Annotated in this window: 17 protein-coding genes; 12 read left to right on the forward strand and 5 right to left on the reverse strand. The window is 69.0% G+C overall.

The window, feature by feature from the left end; translation table 11 throughout:
• Positions 1-211: 211 nt before the first annotated feature.
• Complete coding sequence (locus tag B5F84_RS08930; RefSeq protein ID WP_087323083.1) at positions 212-2374, reverse strand: MurT ligase domain-containing protein; 2163 nt, start codon at positions 2372-2374, stop codon at positions 212-214.
• Between the two features lie 244 nt (positions 2375-2618).
• On the opposite strand from B5F84_RS08930, the gene B5F84_RS08935 reads away from it, so the two are divergent.
• Genes B5F84_RS08935 through B5F84_RS08955 form a run of 5 tightly spaced genes read left to right on the forward strand, consistent with a single transcriptional unit; the run spans position 2619 to position 7322 of the window.
• Positions 2619-3242, forward strand: a complete 624-nt coding sequence (locus tag B5F84_RS08935) for a QueT transporter family protein (protein ID WP_239378348.1) — start codon at positions 2619-2621, stop codon at positions 3240-3242.
• A gap of 9 nt (positions 3243-3251) precedes the next feature.
• Entirely contained in the window at positions 3252-4700 is a 1449-nt protein-coding gene (locus B5F84_RS08940) for a hypothetical protein (protein WP_204205551.1), read from the forward strand.
• Positions 4697-6055: a histidine kinase gene (locus B5F84_RS08945; protein WP_087323086.1), complete on the forward strand. Its 1359-nt coding sequence runs from the start codon at positions 4697-4699 to the stop codon at positions 6053-6055. Before B5F84_RS08940 ends, B5F84_RS08945 begins: the two co-directional genes overlap by 4 nt.
• A gap of 43 nt (positions 6056-6098) precedes the next feature.
• A complete protein-coding gene (locus B5F84_RS08950) occupies positions 6099-6815 on the forward strand; it encodes a response regulator (protein ID WP_087323089.1) in 717 nt (238 codons plus the stop codon).
• 54 nt (positions 6816-6869) lie between these two features.
• A complete protein-coding gene (locus B5F84_RS08955; RefSeq protein WP_087323126.1) occupies positions 6870-7322 on the forward strand; it encodes a metallophosphoesterase family protein in 453 nt (150 codons plus the stop codon).
• A gap of 79 nt (positions 7323-7401) precedes the next feature.
• On the opposite strand, the gene B5F84_RS08960 is transcribed toward B5F84_RS08955, so the two are convergent.
• Complete coding sequence (locus B5F84_RS08960; protein ID WP_087323092.1) at positions 7402-8088, reverse strand: phosphatase PAP2 family protein; 687 nt, start codon at positions 8086-8088, stop codon at positions 7402-7404.
• Between the two features lies 1 nt (position 8089).
• On the reverse strand, positions 8090-8407 hold the full coding sequence (trxA, locus tag B5F84_RS08965) for a thioredoxin (protein WP_087323095.1): 318 nt from the start codon (positions 8405-8407) through the stop codon (positions 8090-8092).
• Between the two features lie 141 nt (positions 8408-8548).
• On the opposite strand from trxA, the gene B5F84_RS08970 reads away from it, so the two are divergent.
• The 7 genes from B5F84_RS08970 (at position 8549) to B5F84_RS09000 (ending at position 16795) form a co-directional block, all read left to right on the forward strand.
• Positions 8549-9103 carry a hypothetical protein gene (locus B5F84_RS08970; protein ID WP_087323098.1) on the forward strand — a complete coding sequence of 185 codons (555 nt, stop codon included), beginning with the start codon at positions 8549-8551 and terminating at the stop codon, positions 9101-9103.
• A gap of 88 nt (positions 9104-9191) precedes the next feature.
• Complete coding sequence (gene pgi, locus B5F84_RS08975; protein WP_087323100.1) at positions 9192-10886, forward strand: glucose-6-phosphate isomerase; 1695 nt, start codon at positions 9192-9194, stop codon at positions 10884-10886.
• Positions 10887-11429: 543 nt separating this feature from the next.
• Positions 11430-12266 carry a hypothetical protein gene (locus B5F84_RS08980; RefSeq protein WP_087323103.1) on the forward strand — a complete coding sequence of 279 codons (837 nt, stop codon included), beginning with the start codon at positions 11430-11432 and terminating at the stop codon, positions 12264-12266.
• A gap of 169 nt (positions 12267-12435) precedes the next feature.
• Complete coding sequence (locus B5F84_RS08985) at positions 12436-13464, forward strand: helix-turn-helix transcriptional regulator (RefSeq protein WP_087323106.1); 1029 nt, start codon at positions 12436-12438, stop codon at positions 13462-13464.
• A gap of 148 nt (positions 13465-13612) precedes the next feature.
• Positions 13613-14797, forward strand: coding sequence for a DUF362 domain-containing protein (locus tag B5F84_RS08990; protein ID WP_087323109.1), 1185 nt, complete (start codon positions 13613-13615; stop codon positions 14795-14797).
• 79 nt (positions 14798-14876) lie between these two features.
• On the forward strand, positions 14877-15803 hold the full coding sequence (locus B5F84_RS08995) for a ribokinase (protein WP_087323111.1): 927 nt from the start codon (positions 14877-14879) through the stop codon (positions 15801-15803).
• Positions 15800-16795: a nucleoside hydrolase gene (locus B5F84_RS09000; RefSeq protein WP_087323114.1), complete on the forward strand. Its 996-nt coding sequence runs from the start codon at positions 15800-15802 to the stop codon at positions 16793-16795. The genes B5F84_RS08995 and B5F84_RS09000 overlap by 4 nt, the downstream gene beginning before the upstream one ends.
• A gap of 115 nt (positions 16796-16910) precedes the next feature.
• Here the strand turns inward: B5F84_RS09000 and B5F84_RS09005 are convergent, their stop codons facing one another.
• Together B5F84_RS09005 and B5F84_RS09010 are read right to left on the reverse strand one after the other, a co-directional pair.
• The gene (locus B5F84_RS09005; RefSeq protein WP_087323117.1) at positions 16911-17774 is read right to left on the reverse strand and encodes an alpha/beta hydrolase-fold protein; all 864 of its coding nucleotides are present in this window, start codon (positions 17772-17774) and stop codon (positions 16911-16913) included.
• A 45-nt stretch (positions 17775-17819) separates the two neighbouring features.
• Entirely contained in the window at positions 17820-18677 is an 858-nt protein-coding gene (locus B5F84_RS09010) for an alpha/beta hydrolase family protein (protein ID WP_087323120.1), read from the reverse strand.
• Positions 18678-19068: the final 391 nt, after the last annotated feature.

Consider the following 19068-nt stretch of genomic DNA (forward strand, 5'->3'; position numbering starts at 1 on the left):
GTGTTGCGGGGCGGGCGAGGGTCGGGCCCGTCCGATTAGCATACAAAGTTGCCGCCGAAACCCGGGAAAACTTGGTTTCGGCGGCAACTTTGTATGCTAATCGGCTGATCGGCTGATCGGCCCGCAAAGCGCCAACCGGGTCAGCCGGCCGCCGTCGCGCGCAGGACGGCCGTGAAAACCGGGCAGCCGCCTCGCTTCTTTGGTCAGGCTGCTAGTGGGTGGCGATGCGAAGCGCCACGTCGTGAGCGAGGGTCTCGAGCTCGTCGGGGAGCGGCTTAAGCTCGACGGCGCATCCGCGCCGCCGCAGGGCGCGCGCGAGCAACCAGTCGGTGACGCCGGGGTTCTTGGGGAGGATGGGGCCATGCAGGTACGTGCCCACCACGCCGTCGTGCAGCACGCCCTCGCCGCCGTCCTCTCCGTTGTTGCCGGTTCCGGTCACGAGCGCGCGCCCGAGCGCATGCTCGTCCGGACCCAGGAGCGTGCGCCCGGCATGGTTCTCAAAGCCCACGATCGGCGTGGCGCACACGGAGGACTCGATGGCAACGTTGCCGATGAGGCGCGTCTTTCCGGCCACGGTCTCCAGGTCCAGGATGTGCAGGCCCTCAACGCGCTCGTCGCCCATCATGTAGGAGTGGCCGAGCAGCTGGTAGCCACCGCAGATGGCAAGAAGGACGCCGCCGTCCGCCACGTAGTCGGCGAGCTTCTCGCGCCGCCCGCGGAGCTCCTCGGCGACGGCAAGCTGGTCGCGGTCGGCACCGCCGCCCAGAAGCACCACGTCGGCGTCCGTAAGGTCGAGCTCCTGGCCCATGAGGACCTGGTCAACACGACAGGGGATTCCACGCCAGGCGCAGCGCTTGGCAAGCGAGGCGATGTTGCCGCCGTCGCCGTAGAGGTTGAGCGCGTCGGGGTAGAGGTGGACGATCCTCAGCGGCCGGTCCAGCGGGACGGGGTCGGGCGTGGCCGGACGGCCGGGGGCGGTGGAGCTCCCGGGCCTGTCCCGTTTTGTCTGCACGTTTAAACACGTCCCCAATTCGCAGAGGCGCTCGAGCTCGGCGACGACGGGCGGAAACGCCGTGTAGTTTGCGATCACGTGCAGGCGCTCGGGCTCCGGCATCAGCCCAAGCGCGTCCTCGACGCTCTCGATGAGCTCGATGGGCGCGCCCAGCTCTGCGTACTTGACGCGCACGGCCATGTCCTCGCGCCGCGTGCCGCCCACGCAGACGAGCCGCAGGTCGGAGAGGTCACGCAGGCGCTCGAGGTCGATGTCCCAGATCCACGAGACGTCGTGGCCGTCGGCGTCGTTGTCGTTCAGGAAGAGGGCGAGGTAGCGCCCGTCGTCCGCGCGGACCTGCTGGATCATGCGGTTGAACCCCGTGGGGTTCTTCGCCAGGTTGGAGCTCACCTCAAAGCCCCCGTCGAGCGAGAAGACCTTGCCGCGCCCGCTCGCCGGCTCATAGGCGTCGAGCACCTCCTGGAAGCGGGAGGTGTCGCCCCCGCCGAGCACGCACGCAACGAAGGCCGCCATGACGTTGTAGACCATGTAGAGGCCGCTCCAGCGCGTGCGGACGTGCGTGCGCTGGAGCGCGCCGGCACGTCGGTCCTCGATGTCGAACTCGTAGCCGCCGCAGGTGAGCCGCAGGTTGACGGCGGCAAAGGAGAGCTCGGGCCGTGCCCAGCCGCACGCCGGGCACCGGTAGCTCCCGAGCTGCCCGTAGTGTACGTACGCGTAGTCGAGCCCCGTGTTGCAGCGCGCGCAGAAGCGGCTGTCGGAGATGCGGTCGGCCTCGAGGCCCGTGGGCTCGTCGATGCCAAAGGGCACACCGGGGTTGTCCACCCGGTCGGCAATCGCGGCGCAGAGCGGGTCGTCGGCGTTAAACGCGAGCGCGGTGGCGGCCGAGCGCCGAAGCGCCTCGGCGATGACGTCTTGCGTGTGGTCGATCTCCCCGTAGCGGTCGAGCTGGTCGCGGAAGAGGTTGAGAAGCACGAGCGCCCGGGGCCTCAGGGCGGGGAGCACCTGCACGGTGTAGAGCTCGTCGCACTCGAAGCACCCCGCGCGCGGGGGCCGCGCCGAGCGGGCCTCCACGAGCGCCGCGGCAATGCCGGACGCCATGTTGTTGCCGGCGCGGTTGCACGTCACGTTGAGGCCGCTCGCGGCGAGCGCGTCGGCCGCGAGGCCCGTGGTGGTGGTCTTGCCGTTGGTGCCCGTCACCATGACGGACGCGTCAAGCGCCGAGCCCAGAGATCCAATGATGCCCGGCGCCACCCTAAGGGCTACGGCGCCGGGGGCGTTGCCGCCGCCCCGGTGGAGAAGCCGGGTGGTGCCCCAGCGCGCGGCGTCGGCAGCCAGGCAGGCAAGGGTCACGCGCGGGTTCATGGGGCCTCCTTCGGCAGGCGTCTCGTCGCAGGTGCGGCGCAGTCTCGTCGCAGCAATACTAGCACGCCGCGTGACCACGCCCCGCGCTGTGACCGGCACGGGGCAACTCTGCTAGTATCTGTTCTGTCGTGCCCACGGGGATGCTTCTTTTGGAGTGCTTTCCACCGGGATCCCGCTGGTCGTGGGCTCGTCATGCCCGGCCACGGGCATCCAGCAAAGCCCTCCGAAAGAGAAGAGAGACGCCATGAACCAGCACAACAGCCTTGAGCACGCCGTTGACCCCTCCGACCTCCGCGCGCGGAGGGTCTCCCGCATCGGGATGATCGCCGCGACCTACGCCGCGCTCACCCTCGTGGCCCTGCTCTTCCTGGGCAGCCTTGCCTGGGGCCCGGTTCAGTTCCGCATCTCCGAGGCCGTGTGCGTGCTTGCCCTCTTCACTGCCGACGCCATCCCCGGGCTCGCCCTGGGCTGCGCCCTCGCCAACCTCGCCAACATCGTGCTCTCGGGCACCGGCATGCTCGGCATGCTCGACGTGGTCTTTGGCACCCTCGCGACCGCGCTCGGCGCATGGTTCACGTGGCGCAACCGCCGTCGGCCGGCCCTCGCGCTCATGGGCCCCGTCATCGCCAACGCGCTCATCGTCCCCGCCTACCTGCCCCTCATGCTCCAGGGCATCGGCTTTTACACCATCCCCTTCACCAACATCGCCATCGACGGCGCGTACCCGGCCATGTACCTCTTCGGCCTTGTGACGACCGCGCTCGGCGAGGCCGTGGTCATGTACGCCCTGGGCCTGCCGCTCGCCCGCGCCCTGGGCAAGACGTCGCTTCCCCGACAGCTCGACGCCGCCGAGAAGAACCAGGGATAGGACCCCATCGTGAACCCCGCGATCATCATCCCAACCTACTGGGCCGAGGGAGACCAGCCCGGAGCGCTCGGGGAGCGCGGGGTCTACGACTACACCACCCCCATCGACAAGCCCCTCCCGGAGCTCGAGCTCTGCCTGTCCTCGCTCGAGAAGGTCCGCGGGGTCATCAGGGTGATCGTGCTCGTGGTGGCGCCGGCCTCCTGCGCCGAGGCGGCGCGGGCCCGCGTGACGGCGATCTGCCGCACGCACCCCGCGCTCAACCCGCTCGTCGTGGGCGAGCAGGAGGCGGCGCACGTGGAGCGGGCCGTGGCCCGTCTCGCGCACCACGTGGCCGGCGAGACGGTCTCGCTGAGGGGCTACGGCGCGATCAAGAACATGGGGCTGGCCGTGGCCGCCGTCTTTGGGCACGACGTCGCCGTATTCCTCGATGACGACGAGGTCGTCCTGGACGAGGACTTCCTCGTGAACGCCGTCTTTGGCCTGGGCTCGCTCACGAGGCAGAACCTCAAGATCTTGGCCAAGAGCGGCTTCTTCGTGGACCCGCACGACAGCCCGTACGCGGAGCCCGACGAGGCCTGGAGCGAGCGCTACTGGTCCAAGGCGGCCGAGTTCAACAAGGTCATGGAGCGCGCCCAGACCTCGCAGAGCCGCATCACGCGCTCCAACCACCTCTGTGGCGGGTGCTGCGCGCTGCACGCCGCGGCCTTCTCGAAGGTCCCGTTTGACCCGTACATAACGCGCGGCGAGGACCTCGACTACGTGCTCAACCTTCGGGCCGCCGGGCTTGACGTCTGGTTTGACAACCAGTGGTTCGTCCGCTCGCAGCCGCCCGAGGAGATGGCGAGCGTCCCCTCGCTGTTCATGCAGGACGTCCATCGCTGGCTCTACGAGTACCGCAAGCTCGACGCCATCAACGCCCGGCGCGACCTGCGCGTGATCACGCCGGAGTCCCTCATGCCCTATCCCGCCCCGTGGCTTTCCCAGGGCGTGCGCCGCCGCGTGTTCCGCACGGCGCTGCGCCGCTTTGTCGCGGGCCCGCACCGCCTTGCCTACCTGCGCATCCTGACGCGAGGCCGCTACGAGGCGGACCGCTTTGCGCGCTCGGCGAGCTCGCGCTACCTCTCCTTTGCGATGGTGTGGCCGGGCATCGTCGCCGCGCTCTGGGAGGACCCGCTCATCCAGGGCGCGATCCTGCACACGGGCGAGGTGCGCCCGCCGCTCGAGACCGGCCCGCTGCCGGTCGACGCGGCCCTGGCCGAGGAGGCCGCCGACACGGCGGACACCGCGGACCTCGAGGCCCCCGCGCCGGAGGCGCCCGAGGACCTGGGCGACACGGGGTCCTTCTCGGTGCTCGAGGAGGCTGCTGGCGCGCTTGAGGAGCCGGACGGACTCGAGCCGCCGGCCGGCCCCGGCCCTGCGCCCACGGCCCCGGAGGACCCCCCAGGGAGGCGCCCATGAGTCGTAGACACGTCGCCTCGCGTCGCATCGTCGACGTTGTCCTGGCGCTCGTGGCGATGGTCCTCGTGGTGCTGCTTGTCTGGAGCATGCGCGACGGCCTCGCGATCGCGGCGGTGCTCGTGGGCTGCGCGCTCGCGTGGGTCATCGTGATGAGCGGCTCGATCACCGTGGCGCCCGAGGACACGCGCTCGGAGGCAACCGAGCGAACGCTGCGCGTGGCCAACAACACCCTCACGCACCTGCGCGGAGGCCTCACCGCGGAGAACGCGCAGGCCCTCTGCGCCCTGCTCCTGCCCGAGACGAGCGCGCGGGCCGTCGCCGTGACCGACACCAAGGAGGTCCTCGCCTACGAGGGCGAGCTCATGACGCGCTACGTGCCGGGCAGCAAGAACGGCCGCCCGACGATCGAGGTCCTTGAGAGCTGCCGCATGGAGACCTTCGACTCCGTTGACCTCGAGGGCGGCCCGGGCGCCGTGCTCCGCGCGCGCCCGGCCTCGACCGGCGGCGTGGGCATCATCGTGCCGCTCCTCGTGCAGGAGCGCGCCGTGGGCACCATCAAGTTCTACTACCGCCGCGACCTTGACATCGACCGCACGCAGCTCGCCATTGCCGAGGGGCTGGGGACGCTTCTCTCCACGCAGCTCTCCTCCTACGAGCTCGACCGCCAGGCCGAGCTCACGGCCCGCGCCGAGATCAAGGCGCTCCAGGCCCAGATCAACCCGCACTTCCTGTTCAACGCGCTCAACACCATTGCCTCGTTCACGCGCACGGACCCCACGAAGGCCCGCGACCTCCTGCGCGAGTTCTCGCTCTTCTACCGGAGGACCCTCGAGAACTCCGAGAAGTCGCTCATCCCGCTCTCCCAGGAGCTCGAGCAGACGCGCCGCTACCTGCGCATCGAGAAGGCCCGCTTCGGTGAGGACCGCATCGTGGAGAGCGAGCACGTCGCGCCCGGCTGCGAGGTCCTGCCCGTCCCGTCCTTCCTCGTGCAGCCCATCGTGGAGAACGCGGTGCGCCACGCGATGCGTGACGAGGGGGCGCTTCATGTGGACGTTCAGGTGGCGAGCGACGGTGATGATATTCTTATTGCCGTTGCCGACGACGGGCTGGGCATGACCAAGGACGTTGCCGACCGACTGCTTGCCTCCGCGAGCGAGCCGCGACCCTCATCCGGCGCGTCCACCCGCGGGACCGGCATGGCGCTGCGCAACGTCGCCGAGCGCGTGGAGCGCTTCTTTGGCGTGGGCTCGGGCGTGGAGATCGTCTCCAAGCCGGACGAGGGCACGTGCGTGACGCTGCGCCTGGTGGGGGCACGAAAGACGCTGGGCGCCGTGGGCGTCCGGGGACACGAGTGATCAGGCGGGGCTCCGCCAAAGGGGACTGAAGGGGAACGAGTATATGCGCGCGATGATCGTTGACGACGAGGCACCGGCCCGCTCTGAGCTCAGGTACCTGCTCGAGGAGACCGGCCGGGTGGACGCCATCATGGAGGCGTCGAGCGCCCGCGAGGCCGTCGAGAAGCTCATGGACAGCAAGTCCGACGTCATCTTCCTCGACATCCAGATGCCCAAGACCTCGGGCATGCAGCTCGCCGAGGCGCTGCACCGCCTCAAGAACCCGCCCGCGGTGGTCTTTGTGACCGCCTACAGCGAGTACGCGCTCGAGGCCTTCGAGGTCGACGCCATCGACTACCTCATGAAGCCCGTGGAGCCCGAGCGCCTGAACCAGGCCCTCGACAAGGTCCAGTCGCGCATGAAGCCGCAGCCCCAGAGCCACTCCTCCGTGGAGCGCATCCCCGTGGTCAAGAGCGGCCGCAAGGTGCTCGTGCCCATCGACCAGATCCGCTACATCGAGGCCAAGGACGACTACTCCTGCATCTACACCTCCGACGACCGCTTCCTCTCCACGATCTCGCTCGCCAAGCTCGAGCAGAAGCTCGCGCCGCACGGCTTCTTCCGCGTGCACCGCGGCTACATCGTGAACCTCGAGTACGTCGAGGACGTGGAGGTCATCTCCTCCGGCATCCTGCAGCTGGGCGTCAACGGCATCGAGGGCAAGAAGATCTCCGTCTCTCGCCGTCGGGTCGTGGCGCTCAAGCGCGCCCTCGGCCTCTAGGCCGCCCGCGCGGCACGCAACACCAGCTCGAGGTAAGGAACCGCCTTGGCCATCATGCGCTACGACATCATCTCCGACACCCACGGCTTTCTCTCGCCGGACCTGCTCGACGCCCTCAAGGGCGCCGACGTGATCGTGCACGCGGGCGACATCTGCTCGGCGTCGGACTTCCGCACGCTGAGCAACATCGCCTATGTGCAGCTCTGCCTGGGCAACAACGACTTTGCCTACGACTACGGCCCGTCGATCAAGCGCCGCAAGATGTTCTACAGCAGCGGCCTCAAGTGGCAGGTCTGCCACTACCGCGAGCACCTGAACCTCTCCATGAGCGACATCGCCATCTGCGGCCACACCCACCGCCCCTTCGTCGAGCGCGACGAGTGGACGGGCACGCTCGTCATGAACCCCGGCAGCCCCACCTACCCGCGCCGCTCCCGGGCCTCCATGGGCCGGATCATCTGCGACGAGGGGACTATCGTCGAGGCCTCGATCATCACGCTGGACTAGCGCCGGGCCCCATGGTGCGGCGGCGTGGCCGCCTGAGGTTCCCTATGACTTCCGAGCCGAGGCTGTCCCCTGGGCCGCCCTAGGAGGCGTCTGCCGCCACGAGCGCCGGCGCCACCACGCGCGTGTAGAATGCCAGCCACACGAGCGAGACGCAGAATCCCGCAATCACGTCCGAGGCGTAGTGAACGCCCAGGTAGACGCGGCTTACGCCAACCATCACGATGACGAGGCCAAACACGACGCACCACACCACGCGCATGGCGTCATGGCGGTGGTGGCGCCAGATCATCCAGATGAGCAGGCCAAAGAAGGCCATGGCCACCATCGAGTGCCCGGAGGGGAAGCTGTACCCCGCCTCCTCGATGAGGCGGAACCCCTCGGGGCGCGGCCGCTGAACGATGATTTTGAGCAGGGCGTTCAGGATGACCACGCACGCCAGGTTGATGGAGACGCACCACCCCGGGGCCTTTCCCGGGGCGAGCGCGGCAATGGCTGCGGCCATCACGGCAAGCACGACGACGGAGGCAAGCGAGGTGAAGCCCTCCATGACGGGTGTCAGGGCATCTGAGCGCAGGCCCTCGACGATCGTCTGGTACGCAAGGGCGTCGAGGCGCATGAGCTCGCCCTCGGCAACCTCGCCGAGCAGGACAAGAAACACGAGCGTCGCCACGAGCGCCACGACGAGGCGCACATTGTCCCGGGCAAGCGCGAGGGCGCCGCGCGCAACGTCGCGGGCGCCCTCGGAACGGTGGTTCTGTGCGGCCATGCTAGAGGTTGGACTCCAGCTCCGCCACGAGCGCGGGCTTGGGCATGCCGCCCACGATGGTGTGGACCGGCTTGCCGCCCTTGAAGAGGATGAGCGTGGGGATGGAGACGATGCGGAACTTCGTGGCGAGGTCGGGTTCCTCGTCGACGTTGCACTTGTAGACGTCGAGCCTGTCGGCCATCTCCTGGGAGATCTGGTCGATGGTGGGGCCGAGCGCGCGGCACGGCCCGCACCACGGCGCCCAGAAGTCAACGAGCACGGGCTTGTCGGAGCCGGACACGACGCTCTCAAAGTCACTGGTGGTAAGTGCCTTGGCCATGGGAGCCTCCTTTGGTTGGTTTTCTGCTTGTTGGGTCTTATGCCCGTTCTACACTGATTCATACGGGTCACTCATGAAATGATACGGTTCTTATCACAGTTGAGCCGCGGGCCGGGCACGGGCCGCGCGAAGGGGGCGGGCATGGCATCCGAGCGAGACGCGCGCAGGCGCGCATACCTGGACAAGACCGCGGCCGAGACGGACGCGCTCGAGGCGCGCGGCGTGATGATGGGGGGCAACGCCTTCTCGCCGGTTCTTCTCGTCAAGGGCCAGCTCACGGAGGACGAGAAGAACGGCGCCCCCGCGTTCTCGGGCGCTGACGGGAAGGCGCTCAGGGCGTCGCTCGCGGCGCTCGGGTACGCGCCGGAGGACTGGGAGACCCTGCTGACCGTGGGCGAGGACGGGCTGCCCCTTGGCCCCGAGCTCCTGCGCGAGGCGCTGGCCGCGCTCGACCCCTCGACGCTCGTCTGCTGCGACGAGGCGGCGGCGTCGGCGCTGCGCGAGGCCTACGCGGACGACCTTGCGATCCTTGCGCGGCTCGAGGAGGCGATGCTCGCGCCGGGCGTGGTCGCGCACGTTGCCGGCATGCGCGTCCTCAATCTGGGGGGCTTTGCCGACGCCCTCTCCGACGCGCGCGAGAAGCAGGTCATGTGGGCCCGCCTCAAGCTGATCCCTCCCCTGGGGGAGCCGTTCTAGCAGCGGGAATTCGTGCAGCGGGCGTTCAGGCGACGCGGCGCGCGCTATACTGGTGGCACCATCGGCCTTCCGGGGAAGGAGCCCGCCCATGTCCACCATTGCTGCGCCCATCGATGTCACCGCGACGCCCGAGTGGGCGGCGCTGCAGGCCCATCACGACGAGCTTGTGGCCAGCGGCTTTAGCCTCAAGGAGGCGTTCGCGACCGACCCCGGGCGCGTGGAGGACCTCTCCTTTGAGACCTCCGACCTGCACTTTGACCTCTCCAAGAACCTCGTGACCAAAAAGACCGTGGAGCTGCTCTGCGACCTCGCCCGTGCCGTGGGCCTGGAGGAGCGTCGCGACGCCATGTACTCCGGTGCGCACATCAACACCACCGAGGACCGTGCCGTCCTGCACACGGCGCTGCGCCGCCCGGCCGCAGACGCGGGAACCGTCTTTGACGGCGAGCAGGACTGCGTGGCCGACGTCCGCGCCGAGCTCGACCGCATGTACGCCTTCGCCGAGCGCGTCCGCTCCGGCGAGTGGAAGGGCGTCACGGGCAAGCGCATCGAGCACGTGATGTCCATCGGCATCGGCGGCTCCGACCTCGGCCCCGTCATGGTCTACGAGGCGCTGAAGCCCCTGGCCGACGCCGGGATCGACTGCCGCTACGTCTCCAACATCGACCCCAACGACATGGCCGAGAAGGTCCGTGGCCTCGACCCCGAGACCACCCTCGTGATCGTGGTCTCTAAGACGTTCACCACGCTGGAGACCCTCACCAACGCGCGCGAGGCCAAGACGTGGCTCCTCTCCGAGCTGCGCGCCGCCGGCGCCATCGACGGCTCGGCCGATAAGGACGCCGAGGCCATCCGTGCCCACTTCGTGGCCGTCTCCACCGCGCTCGACCTCGTGGCGGACTTTGGCATCGACCCGGAGAACGCCTTCGGCTTCTGGAACTGGGTCGGCGGCCGCTACTCCGTGGACTCGGCCGTGGGCCTCTCGCTCATCATTGCCTTTGGGCCGGAGCGCTTCGAGGAGTTCCTTGCCGGCTTCAACGACCTTGACCGCCTCTTTGCCGAGACCCCGCTCCAGGAGAACGTCGTGGCGCTGCTGGGCCTCATCAACGTCTGGTACGTGAACTTCTGGGGCGCCGAGAGCCACGCCGTGCTGCCCTACAACCAGTACCTGCACCGCTTTGCGGCCTACCTCCAGCAGCTCACCATGGAGTCCAACGGCAAGAGCGTCCGCTGGGACGGCAGCCCCGTCACCTGCGCCACCGGCGAGATCTTCTGGGGCGAGCCGGGCACGAACGGCCAGCATGCCTTCTACCAGCTCATTCACCAGGGCACCCGCATGGTCCCGGCGGACTTCATCGCCTTCGTGAACACGCCCAACCCCACGCGTGACGGGGACCAGGACGTCCACGAGCTGTTCCTGGGCAACTTCCTCGCGCAGACCAAGGCGCTCGCCTTTGGCAAGACGGCCGACGAGGTCCGCGCCGAGGGCACGGCCGAGTGGATGGTGCCCGCGCGCTGCTTCGAGGGCAACCGCCCGACCACGTCCATCTTCGGCGTGGAGCTGACCCCGCACGCGCTCGGCGAGCTCATCGCGCTCTACGAGCACATCACCTTTGTCGAGGGCACGGTCTGGGGCCTGGACTCCTACGACCAGTGGGGCGTCGAGCTGGGCAAGCAGCTCGCCAAGCAGATCACGCCCGCCTTCCACGACGACGAGGCCCTCGCCGCGCAGGACGCGAGCACGCAGGCCCTCATCGCCTACTACCGCGCCCACCGCAAGTAGGGCGTGCAAAGGGGACAGGCACTTTTGCACGGTTCGGGCCGTCGGGCTTCTCGCCCGGCGGCCTTTTTGGCGCTGCGACGTGGGGCGCGCGGCCCGCACGTCCACGGCTGCGGCCCGCACGTCGGTATTGGGTGGCAGGTTTGATGCCCGGGCGGTTTCTCTCCGATATTGGGTGGCATCATTTATGTCGTAGAGCCTCCGCACGTTAATAATCCGCCGGTCGCGAAGAACGACCTGCGGAAACGTTCTCTACCAGCTGCCCGAGCGTTCTTCTCGCCCGCCTTTTGGGGCTTAGATATCAAACCTACCACCCAAAACCGTTGCGGAGCCGCGTCGAGTGGGCCTCAAGCCTGACGCGGCGCCCCCTGACGATGCCGGCGGAGCGGAAATGGAGAAAAAACTTCAAGCCATTACAGGTGATGGGGGCGTTCCCCCTTTCGGCGGCCGGCTCGACGGGTCGCGTGGTCGCCCTGCCCGTAGTCCCGCAACCCCCCCGCGTGCTACCCTAGGCCCGTGACGCGAATCCAACCCCAGGGAGGGCGCATGACGGAGATACCGCGCTCGCAGTTCTTTGGCAGGGATGCGCAGGAGGTCGCTCAGACGTACCTGACCTGGTACCGACGGCTGCTCCTGCGATCCGTAGTCGCCGTGATTGCCGTGGGCATCGCCGCGATCGCAAGCCTCTATTATCTGGACAACCTGCTGCTCTACTTCGTGGGGCTTGGGGCGATCGTCTGCCTGGGCGTCTCCTGTCGCCTGCGGGTCAACAAGGAGTTCCGGGCGCTCACCGGCATCATCAACACCGACTGCGACGTCGCAAAGTGGCGCTACGTGATCGAGCAGATTCGCAAGCGCGCCACCCGGCGCCGCCGCTCCCGGGCGCTGTGCGACTGCTACCTGGCGCTTGCCGACCTCGAGGACGCGCGCCCCGCCGACGCCCTCAGGCGCATGGCCGGCTTGGAATTTGGGCGGAACAGCATCCTGAACGTGATGCTCTACCAGAATCGAGCCGTGTGCGCGCACTGCCTGGGTGACGACGCTGCGTGCGGCGCCTCGCTCGCCGCGCTGCGCGAGCTGACGGACCGCTACCGTAATGGTTCCAAGAGGCGGTCGCTTGCCGAGCGGCAGCTTGCCGACCTCACGCTCTCCCTTAAGCCCTGCTCGTCCTGGGACGCGGCGGATGCCGCTCGGGCCGCCGAGCGCCGCGAGGCCGCGGAGAGCCACCGCGAGTCGGTCTCGTGGACGCTGCTCCTGGCCGAGCACGAGCTCGAGTCCGGTCGCCCTGCCGCCGCCCTCGAGCTCCTGGACGAGAAGAACCTCGCGCCCCTGACCCCGCGCGCCCACGAGCGCCGCGCGGCCCTGCTCGCTCGGTTGTCGTAGCCCTTACACCGCGTCTACCTGCGGATTGCAACCGCGAGGCGCCTTCCGGTTGCCACGTTCCGGCCAAAATGCAGCCCGCTGGTTGGTGGCCCGCGCCCCTCTGGTACCGTAGCGTATGTGGTGCCGGCAGACAGCGCCCCGCGCGCCCGCCCCAACCAAAGGAGCAGCCATGAGCTTCCGCGACAACCTCCAGCACCTCCGCGCCACGCGCAACATGACCCAGGAGCAGCTTGCCATGCTGCTCGGCGTCTCCCGCCAGTCCGTGACCAAGTGGGAGGCCGAGAAGAGCCAGCCCGAGATGGACAAGCTTCTCAAGCTCTGCCAGATCTTTGAGTGCAGCCTGGACGACCTCGTGACCGGCGACCTCACGGGTCGCGAGCCCGTGCCCGCGGCGGCCGTGCCCGCCGGCCCGCCCGCCGACGTCTGCGGCTACGACGAGCACTGGCGCGCGCTGGCGGGCAAGGTGCCCACGGGAATCGCGCTGATCCTTCTGGGCATCGCCGTGGGCCTGCTCCTCGAGGGCGCCGTCGAGCTGGCGCCGGTGGGCGCGCGCGACGGGTTGCTCGTCATCTGCGTGTTCGTGGGCATCCTCGCCGGCCTGGCGTTTCTCGTTCCCGCCGGCATGGAGCACACCGCGTTCCAGCGCGCCCATCCCTACGTGGAAGACTTCTACACCGAGGACGACCGCGCCGTCGCGCGCAAGCAGTTCTCGGGCGGGTTCATCGCCGGCCTGGCGTTCATCTTTGCGGGCATCGGCTGCCTCATCGTGGTTGAGCCGATGGCGGAGAACTGGGCGCTCTTCCTCCTGCTGGTCTTCATCGCGCTCGGCGTGTGGTGGATCGTGCGATCCGGGATGCTCCTCGGCCGCACCAACGTCGCCGAGTACAACCGCTCCGTCGGCGAGGACCTCGAGGTCGAGGACCTTGTGGCCGCCCAGCTGGACGAGGCTCGGCGCGAGGCCTTTCTCGCCAACAAGCGCGCGGACGAGAAGATCGGTGCGGTCTGCGGCGCCATCATGATCGTGGCCACGATCGTGGCGTTTGCGCTGCTGTTTGCGCCGGTCTTCTCGGCTCCCGACCTCTCGGCCTTCGAGCCCGAGGGCACCTCGGCCATGTGGTTCTGGGTGGCCTGGCCCGTGGGCGGCCTGCTCTGCGGCGTCGTGACCGTGCTCATGAGGGCGTTCGGCAGCCACGAGTAGGCGGCGGGTCCGGTCGGAACGGCCGGCTGTCGGGGGCCTGCCCGTCGCCCCGCCGCCCTGCGAGAAAACATTGGCGACGCAACGTCTCTTAACGGTAGGATGTCGTACAATCCAAGGTGGACCACCACCCGTGAGGAGAGGGGACGTCATGGACACCGCCAAGGTCTACTTCACCAACCTGCGCACGCACGGCAGGGAGAGCCAGCTCGACAAGCTCAAGCGGCTCATCCACCGCGCTGGGATCGACCAGATCGACTTCGAGAACAAGTTCGTGGCCATCAAGATCCACTTTGGCGAGCTGGGCAACCTCAGCTTCCTGCGCCCCAACTACGCGCGCGCCGTCGCCGACGTGGTGAAGGAGCTGGGCGGCAAGCCCTTCCTCACGGACTGCAACACGCTCTACGTGGGCAGCCGCAAGAACGCCCTCGAGCACATCGACTGCGCCTACCAGAACGGCTTCACGCCCTACGCCACGGGCTGTCACGTGATCATCGCCGACGGCCTCAAGGGCACCGACGAGACCCTCGTGCCCGTCAAGAACGGCGAGTACGTGAAGGAGGCCAAGATCGGCCACGCCCTCATGGACGCGGACATCGTGATCAGCCTCACGCACTTCAAGGGCCACGAGCAGGCCGGCTTTGGCGGCTGCATGAAGAACCTGGGCATGGGCGGCGGTAGCCGCGCGGGCAAGATGGAGCAGCACGCGGCCGGCAAGCCGAGCGTGGCGCACGAGAAGTGCATCGGCTGCCGCGCGTGCGAGCGCATCTGCGCGCACGGGGCCGTGAGCTTTGACGCCACGCGCGAGCGCGAGCTGCCGAGCGGCAAGGTCGTGACCGTGCCCGTGGCCACGATCGACCACGACCGCTGCGTGGGCTGCGGCCGCTGCATCGGCGCCTGCAACCAGGATGCCATCCAGCCGGACTTCGACGCCGCCGTGGACGTGCTCAACTACAAGATCGCCGAGTACACCCAGGCCATCGTGCAGGACCGCCCGAACTTCCACATCTCCATTGCCATGGACATCAGCCCCAACTGCGACTGCCACGCCGAGAACGACACGCCCATCGTGCCCGACCTGGGCATGTTCGCGAGCTTTGACCCGGTGGCCATCGACCAGGCGGCCATCGACATGGCGCTCGCCGCGCCGGCGCTGCCCAACACCGAGCTCACCGAGATGCGCGACCGTCTGGAGGCCGAGGGCGGCATCCCCGAGCGCTGCCAGCACGACCACTTCAACATGACGCACCCGGACACCAACTGGCGCTCCATGATCGAGCACGCCGAGAAGATCGGCCTGGGCACGAGCCACTACGAGCTGATCGAGGTCAAGTAGCGGCTCCGCCACATGACGACGGGGCGTCCCGCGGGCACCCCGTCCTAGGTCCAGTGAGAAGAACGTCGAGGAGGCCGCCATGCCCCGGGTCATCGTCTTTGGCAGCATGAACATGGACCTGTCCATCGAGGCGCCCTGCCTGCCGGCCGCGGGGGAGACGCTTGCGGGGTCCGGCTTCATCACGGCGGCGGGCGGCAAGGGCGCCAACCAGGCCGTTGCCGCGTCGCGAATGGGCGCGGACGTCCGCATGGTCGCGGCGGTGGGGGCCGACGCCTTTGGCGACGAGCTCGTGCGCGGCCTCGAGGCGTCCGGCGTGGACGCCTCGTCCGTGCGACGCCTCGAGGGGGTGTCCACCGGCGTTGCCGTGATCGTGCGCACCGCGGGCGAGAATCGCATCGTCCTGCATGCGGGCGCCAACCACGCCCTTACGGCCGCCGACGTCACGGCCGAGCTGCGTCGCCTTGCCAGGCCGCGCGACCTTCTGCTCGCGCAGGGCGAGTGCGATCCCACCGCGACCGAGGCCGCGCTGCGCACCGCGCGCGAGCTCGGCCTCTTCACCGTCTACAACCCCGCCCCGGCGCGGCCCGTGCCGGACGACCTCTGGCCGTGCGTTGACCTGGTCTGCCTCAACGAGACGGAGTGCCAGGTCATGTGCGGCGTGCTGCCCGCTGACGAGTCTGTCTGCCGTACCGCCGCAGGCCGCCTGCGCGCGCTCGGCGCCGGGACCGTGGTCATCACGCTCGGTGCGGCGGGCTCGTTTGCCCTGGGCCCGGACGACGCGCCGCTGCGCGTGGGCGCCCTTCCCGTGACCGCGGTGGACACCACGGGCGCGGGGGACACCTTCATCGGGGCCCTCGCGGCGGGCTGTGCGGCAGGTCTTCCGCTCGCCGCGTCCCTGCGGCGGGGAACCGCGGCCGCCGCGCTGGCGGTGAGCCGCCTGGGCGCCCAGCCGTCCATTCCCGACGCGTCTGAGGTGGACGCGCTCCTGAAGGAGGCCCGCGCATGAGCGAGCGACGCCCGGCCGAGAAGAACCTGGCCGTCCATCCCGTCCGTCTTGTCCTCGACCTCGACGCCGGCATCGACGACGCCCTTGCGCTCGCCTACGCGCTTGGGTCTTCTGAGGTCGAGCTCGTCGCCGTGGTGGCGAGCTACGGAAACGTCACCCAGGAGCGCGCCGCGCGCAACGCCTGCGCTCTTCTCGACCTTTTGGGCCGCCCGGACGTGCCGGTGTACGCGGGTGCGGACCGCCCTCTGGGCGCCGCAGAGTCCTTCTCGCCCGCGGCCGGGGTGGTGCGCATCCACGGGGAGAGCGGCCTGGGGGCCTCCGAGCTGCCCGCGCCCTCCCGGCCGACGCGCGCGGACGGCGTGGGCTGGCTCGCGCGCGAGGGGTGCGCCGCACCACCTGCTGCCCCGCTGACGTATGTCCCCACGGGGCCGCTCACCAACCTGGCGCTTGCGCTTCGCGCTCGCCCCGAGCTCGCCGAGCGCCTGCCACGCATCACCTTCATGGGAGGGGCGCTTGGCGTGCCGGGAAACGTGACGCCCTGTGCGGAGGCCAACGTCCACAATGACCCGGAGGCCGCGGACGAGGTCCTCGTCTCGGGGCTGCCCACCCGGATGGTGGGCCTTGACGTCACGCATCAGGTGGTCCTCACGCGCGAGGAGACCGCTCGCTGGCGCGCCCTTGGGACGCGCGCGGGGCGGTTCTTTGCGGACATGACCGATCACTACATTGCCGTCTACGAGCGCAACAACCCCGGGATGGGCGGCTGCGCGCTCCACGACCCGCTGGCGCTCGCGGCTGCGCTCGACCCCACGCTTGTGGGGTGCCTGCGTACCAACCTGCGCGTCTGTCGGGAGGGCGCCGTCAGGGGGCGCACCGTCTGCGATCCCCGGCGCCTGCGCGACGAGGCAAAGGACGCCGAGGTGGCGCTTACCGTGGACGCCCCGCGCTTCCTCGAGGAGTTCTGCTCTCGCGTTCGGCGCGCGCTCGCTTGAGGGCTGCCGCGCAGGTGACGCGCGCAGAGTCCCAGGACGCAGTGGCGAACGGCATCAAAGAAGCCCCCGGGCGCCTCGTGACGTTCGGGGGCTTCTGGGCTACTGCCTTTCTGGGCTACTGCTTCTCCGGCGGGCGCAGCTCGGTGAGCGCGCTGTAGTCCACGTCGACCGACGAGGGCCTCATCGGGCCGGGGGCGTACCAGTCGAGCGCGCAGTCGATCCAGGCGTTCCAGAACGGCCACTCGTGCGCGCCGATCTCCGGCTCCCAGTACGTGACGTCAAAGTCCGCCTTGCGCAGCAGCCGCACGAGGTCGCGGTTGTTCTCGCAGAGGTTGTCGTGCAGGCCGCAGGCCGCATAGAAGCTCGGCTTGGGCAGCTCGGGGTCCTTGCGGAACTTGTCGATGAGCGCCACGTAGTCCTTGTCGGACCCGATGACCGTGTCGAGGTCGCCGAAGAAGCGTTCGTAGTACTTGCGCTTGCGCGGCGAGTGGGACTCCACGGCCTCGAGCACGCGGTCGCGCATGAACGCGCCCGACAGGATGATGATCGAGCCAAAGCGGTCCGGTCGCAAGAGGCCGTTGATGAGCGCCGTGTACGCCCCGATCGAGATGCCGGCAAGCGCCGTGTCCTCGCGCTTGGCCGAGAGCGGGAAGAGCCGCCGCGTAAAGTCCACGAGCTCCTCGCTGATGAACTTGCCGTGCCACTCGTTGATCTCCGGCTTGTTGAGGTAGAGACCGTCCTCGCCGGAGGGCATGATGAGCGCGATGTCGCGCGCCTCCGCCGTCTCGACCACGTGGGTGCGGTCGATCCAGTCCACGTCCTGCCCAAAGAGACCGTGCAGCAGGTAGACCGTGCGGTACGGGCCGCGTCGCCTCTTGGCGAGCTTGTCGCCGTCCATCTTGTCCACGGGCAGGACCGCCGTGAGCACGACGTTGCGCTTGAGGTAGTGCGAGTAGAAGTCGACTCTAAGCAGTGCCATGTGAGAGCCCCTTCCCAGCGGACGCGGCGCCGGAGCGACGCGGTGTTACAGCAGCCAGTCGAGGGCCGTCGGCAGGGCCGTGTTCCAGAAGTCCCAGTCGTGGCCACCCGTAAGCTCATGATACGTGACGTTAAGTCCCGTGTCGCGCATACGCTGGGCCAAGACGCGGTTGGGCTCGGCGAGCGGGTCCTGGCTGCCGCAGGTCATGAAGATGCGCGGGCGGGGACGGTCGCAGTAGACGAGGTCGGCGGCCAGGCGCGCCGGGTCCTTGTCGGAGCCTCGCACCTCGTTCAGGTTGCCGAAGGTGTGCTCGAGGAAGTCGCGCGACAGGAAGAACAGGCCGTCGGACGAGATGATCTGGTCGAAGCTGTCGATGATCATCGCGGAGGAGAGGGCCACGATGGAGCCAAACGTCTCGCAGTACTTGAGGCCGTTGCGCAGCGCACCGTAGGCGCCCATGGAGATGCCGCCGATGAAGGTGTCCTCGCGGCGGTCGGAGAGCGGGAACATCCGGCGCGTCACCTCGATGAGCTCCTGGCCCACGAAGCGGCCGTAGTAGTTGTGGACCTCGGGCTGGTCCAGGTAGAAGGCGTTGTAGCCGGAGGGCATGACCACGGCGATGCCGTGGCTCTCGGCCCAGTGCCGGATGCGGGTCTCGGAGAGCCAGTCGGCATGGTTGCCGGAGATGCCGTGCAGCAGGTAGAGGGTCTTGAACGGCGCCTTGCGCGCGGGGTAGGGGCGCGACTTCCAGGCCTTGAGCTCCTCGTTCAGGTCGCCCGTGGCGTGGCGCATCACGGAGTCGGTGGCGTAGGCGTCGCCCTGGTCGTCGACGGGCAGGATGACCTCGAGCGTGGTGGTGCGCATGAGGGACGAGGAGAAGTAGTCGACGCTGATGAGAGCCATGGGGGCCTCCTTAACGTTGGGGGAAAGAACCGAAGCCAGTATATACGCCGCGCCGGGTGCGCGCCGGAGGCGGTCGTGCGGGTGACGCTGGGGCGCCGGGGTTCTTCTCGCCCGGCGGGCGGGTTGCGCGCGGCTGCGCTTCCGGCCCGGGGCCCGCCGCGGGCCGCGCTGCCAAGAACTGCGCCGGGTGCGAGCATGCCGCGGGCCGCGCTGCCAGGAACCGCGCCGGGTGCGCGCCCGCCCGGCGCCCCGGGCGCGCACCTGGGGCGTTTTGTGTCCATGCGGACACGGGTTTTGTCGAGTGCGCGCAGCCCGGCGCGCACCCGGTGCAATTCCTGGCGGCGGCCCCGGCCCCCGCGCACCCGGCGCAGTTCCTGGCGCGCCACCGACC

This window comes from Olsenella sp. An290, from assembly GCF_002159535.1.
In the GTDB taxonomy this organism is placed as follows: Bacteria; Actinomycetota; Coriobacteriia; order Coriobacteriales; family Atopobiaceae; genus Thermophilibacter.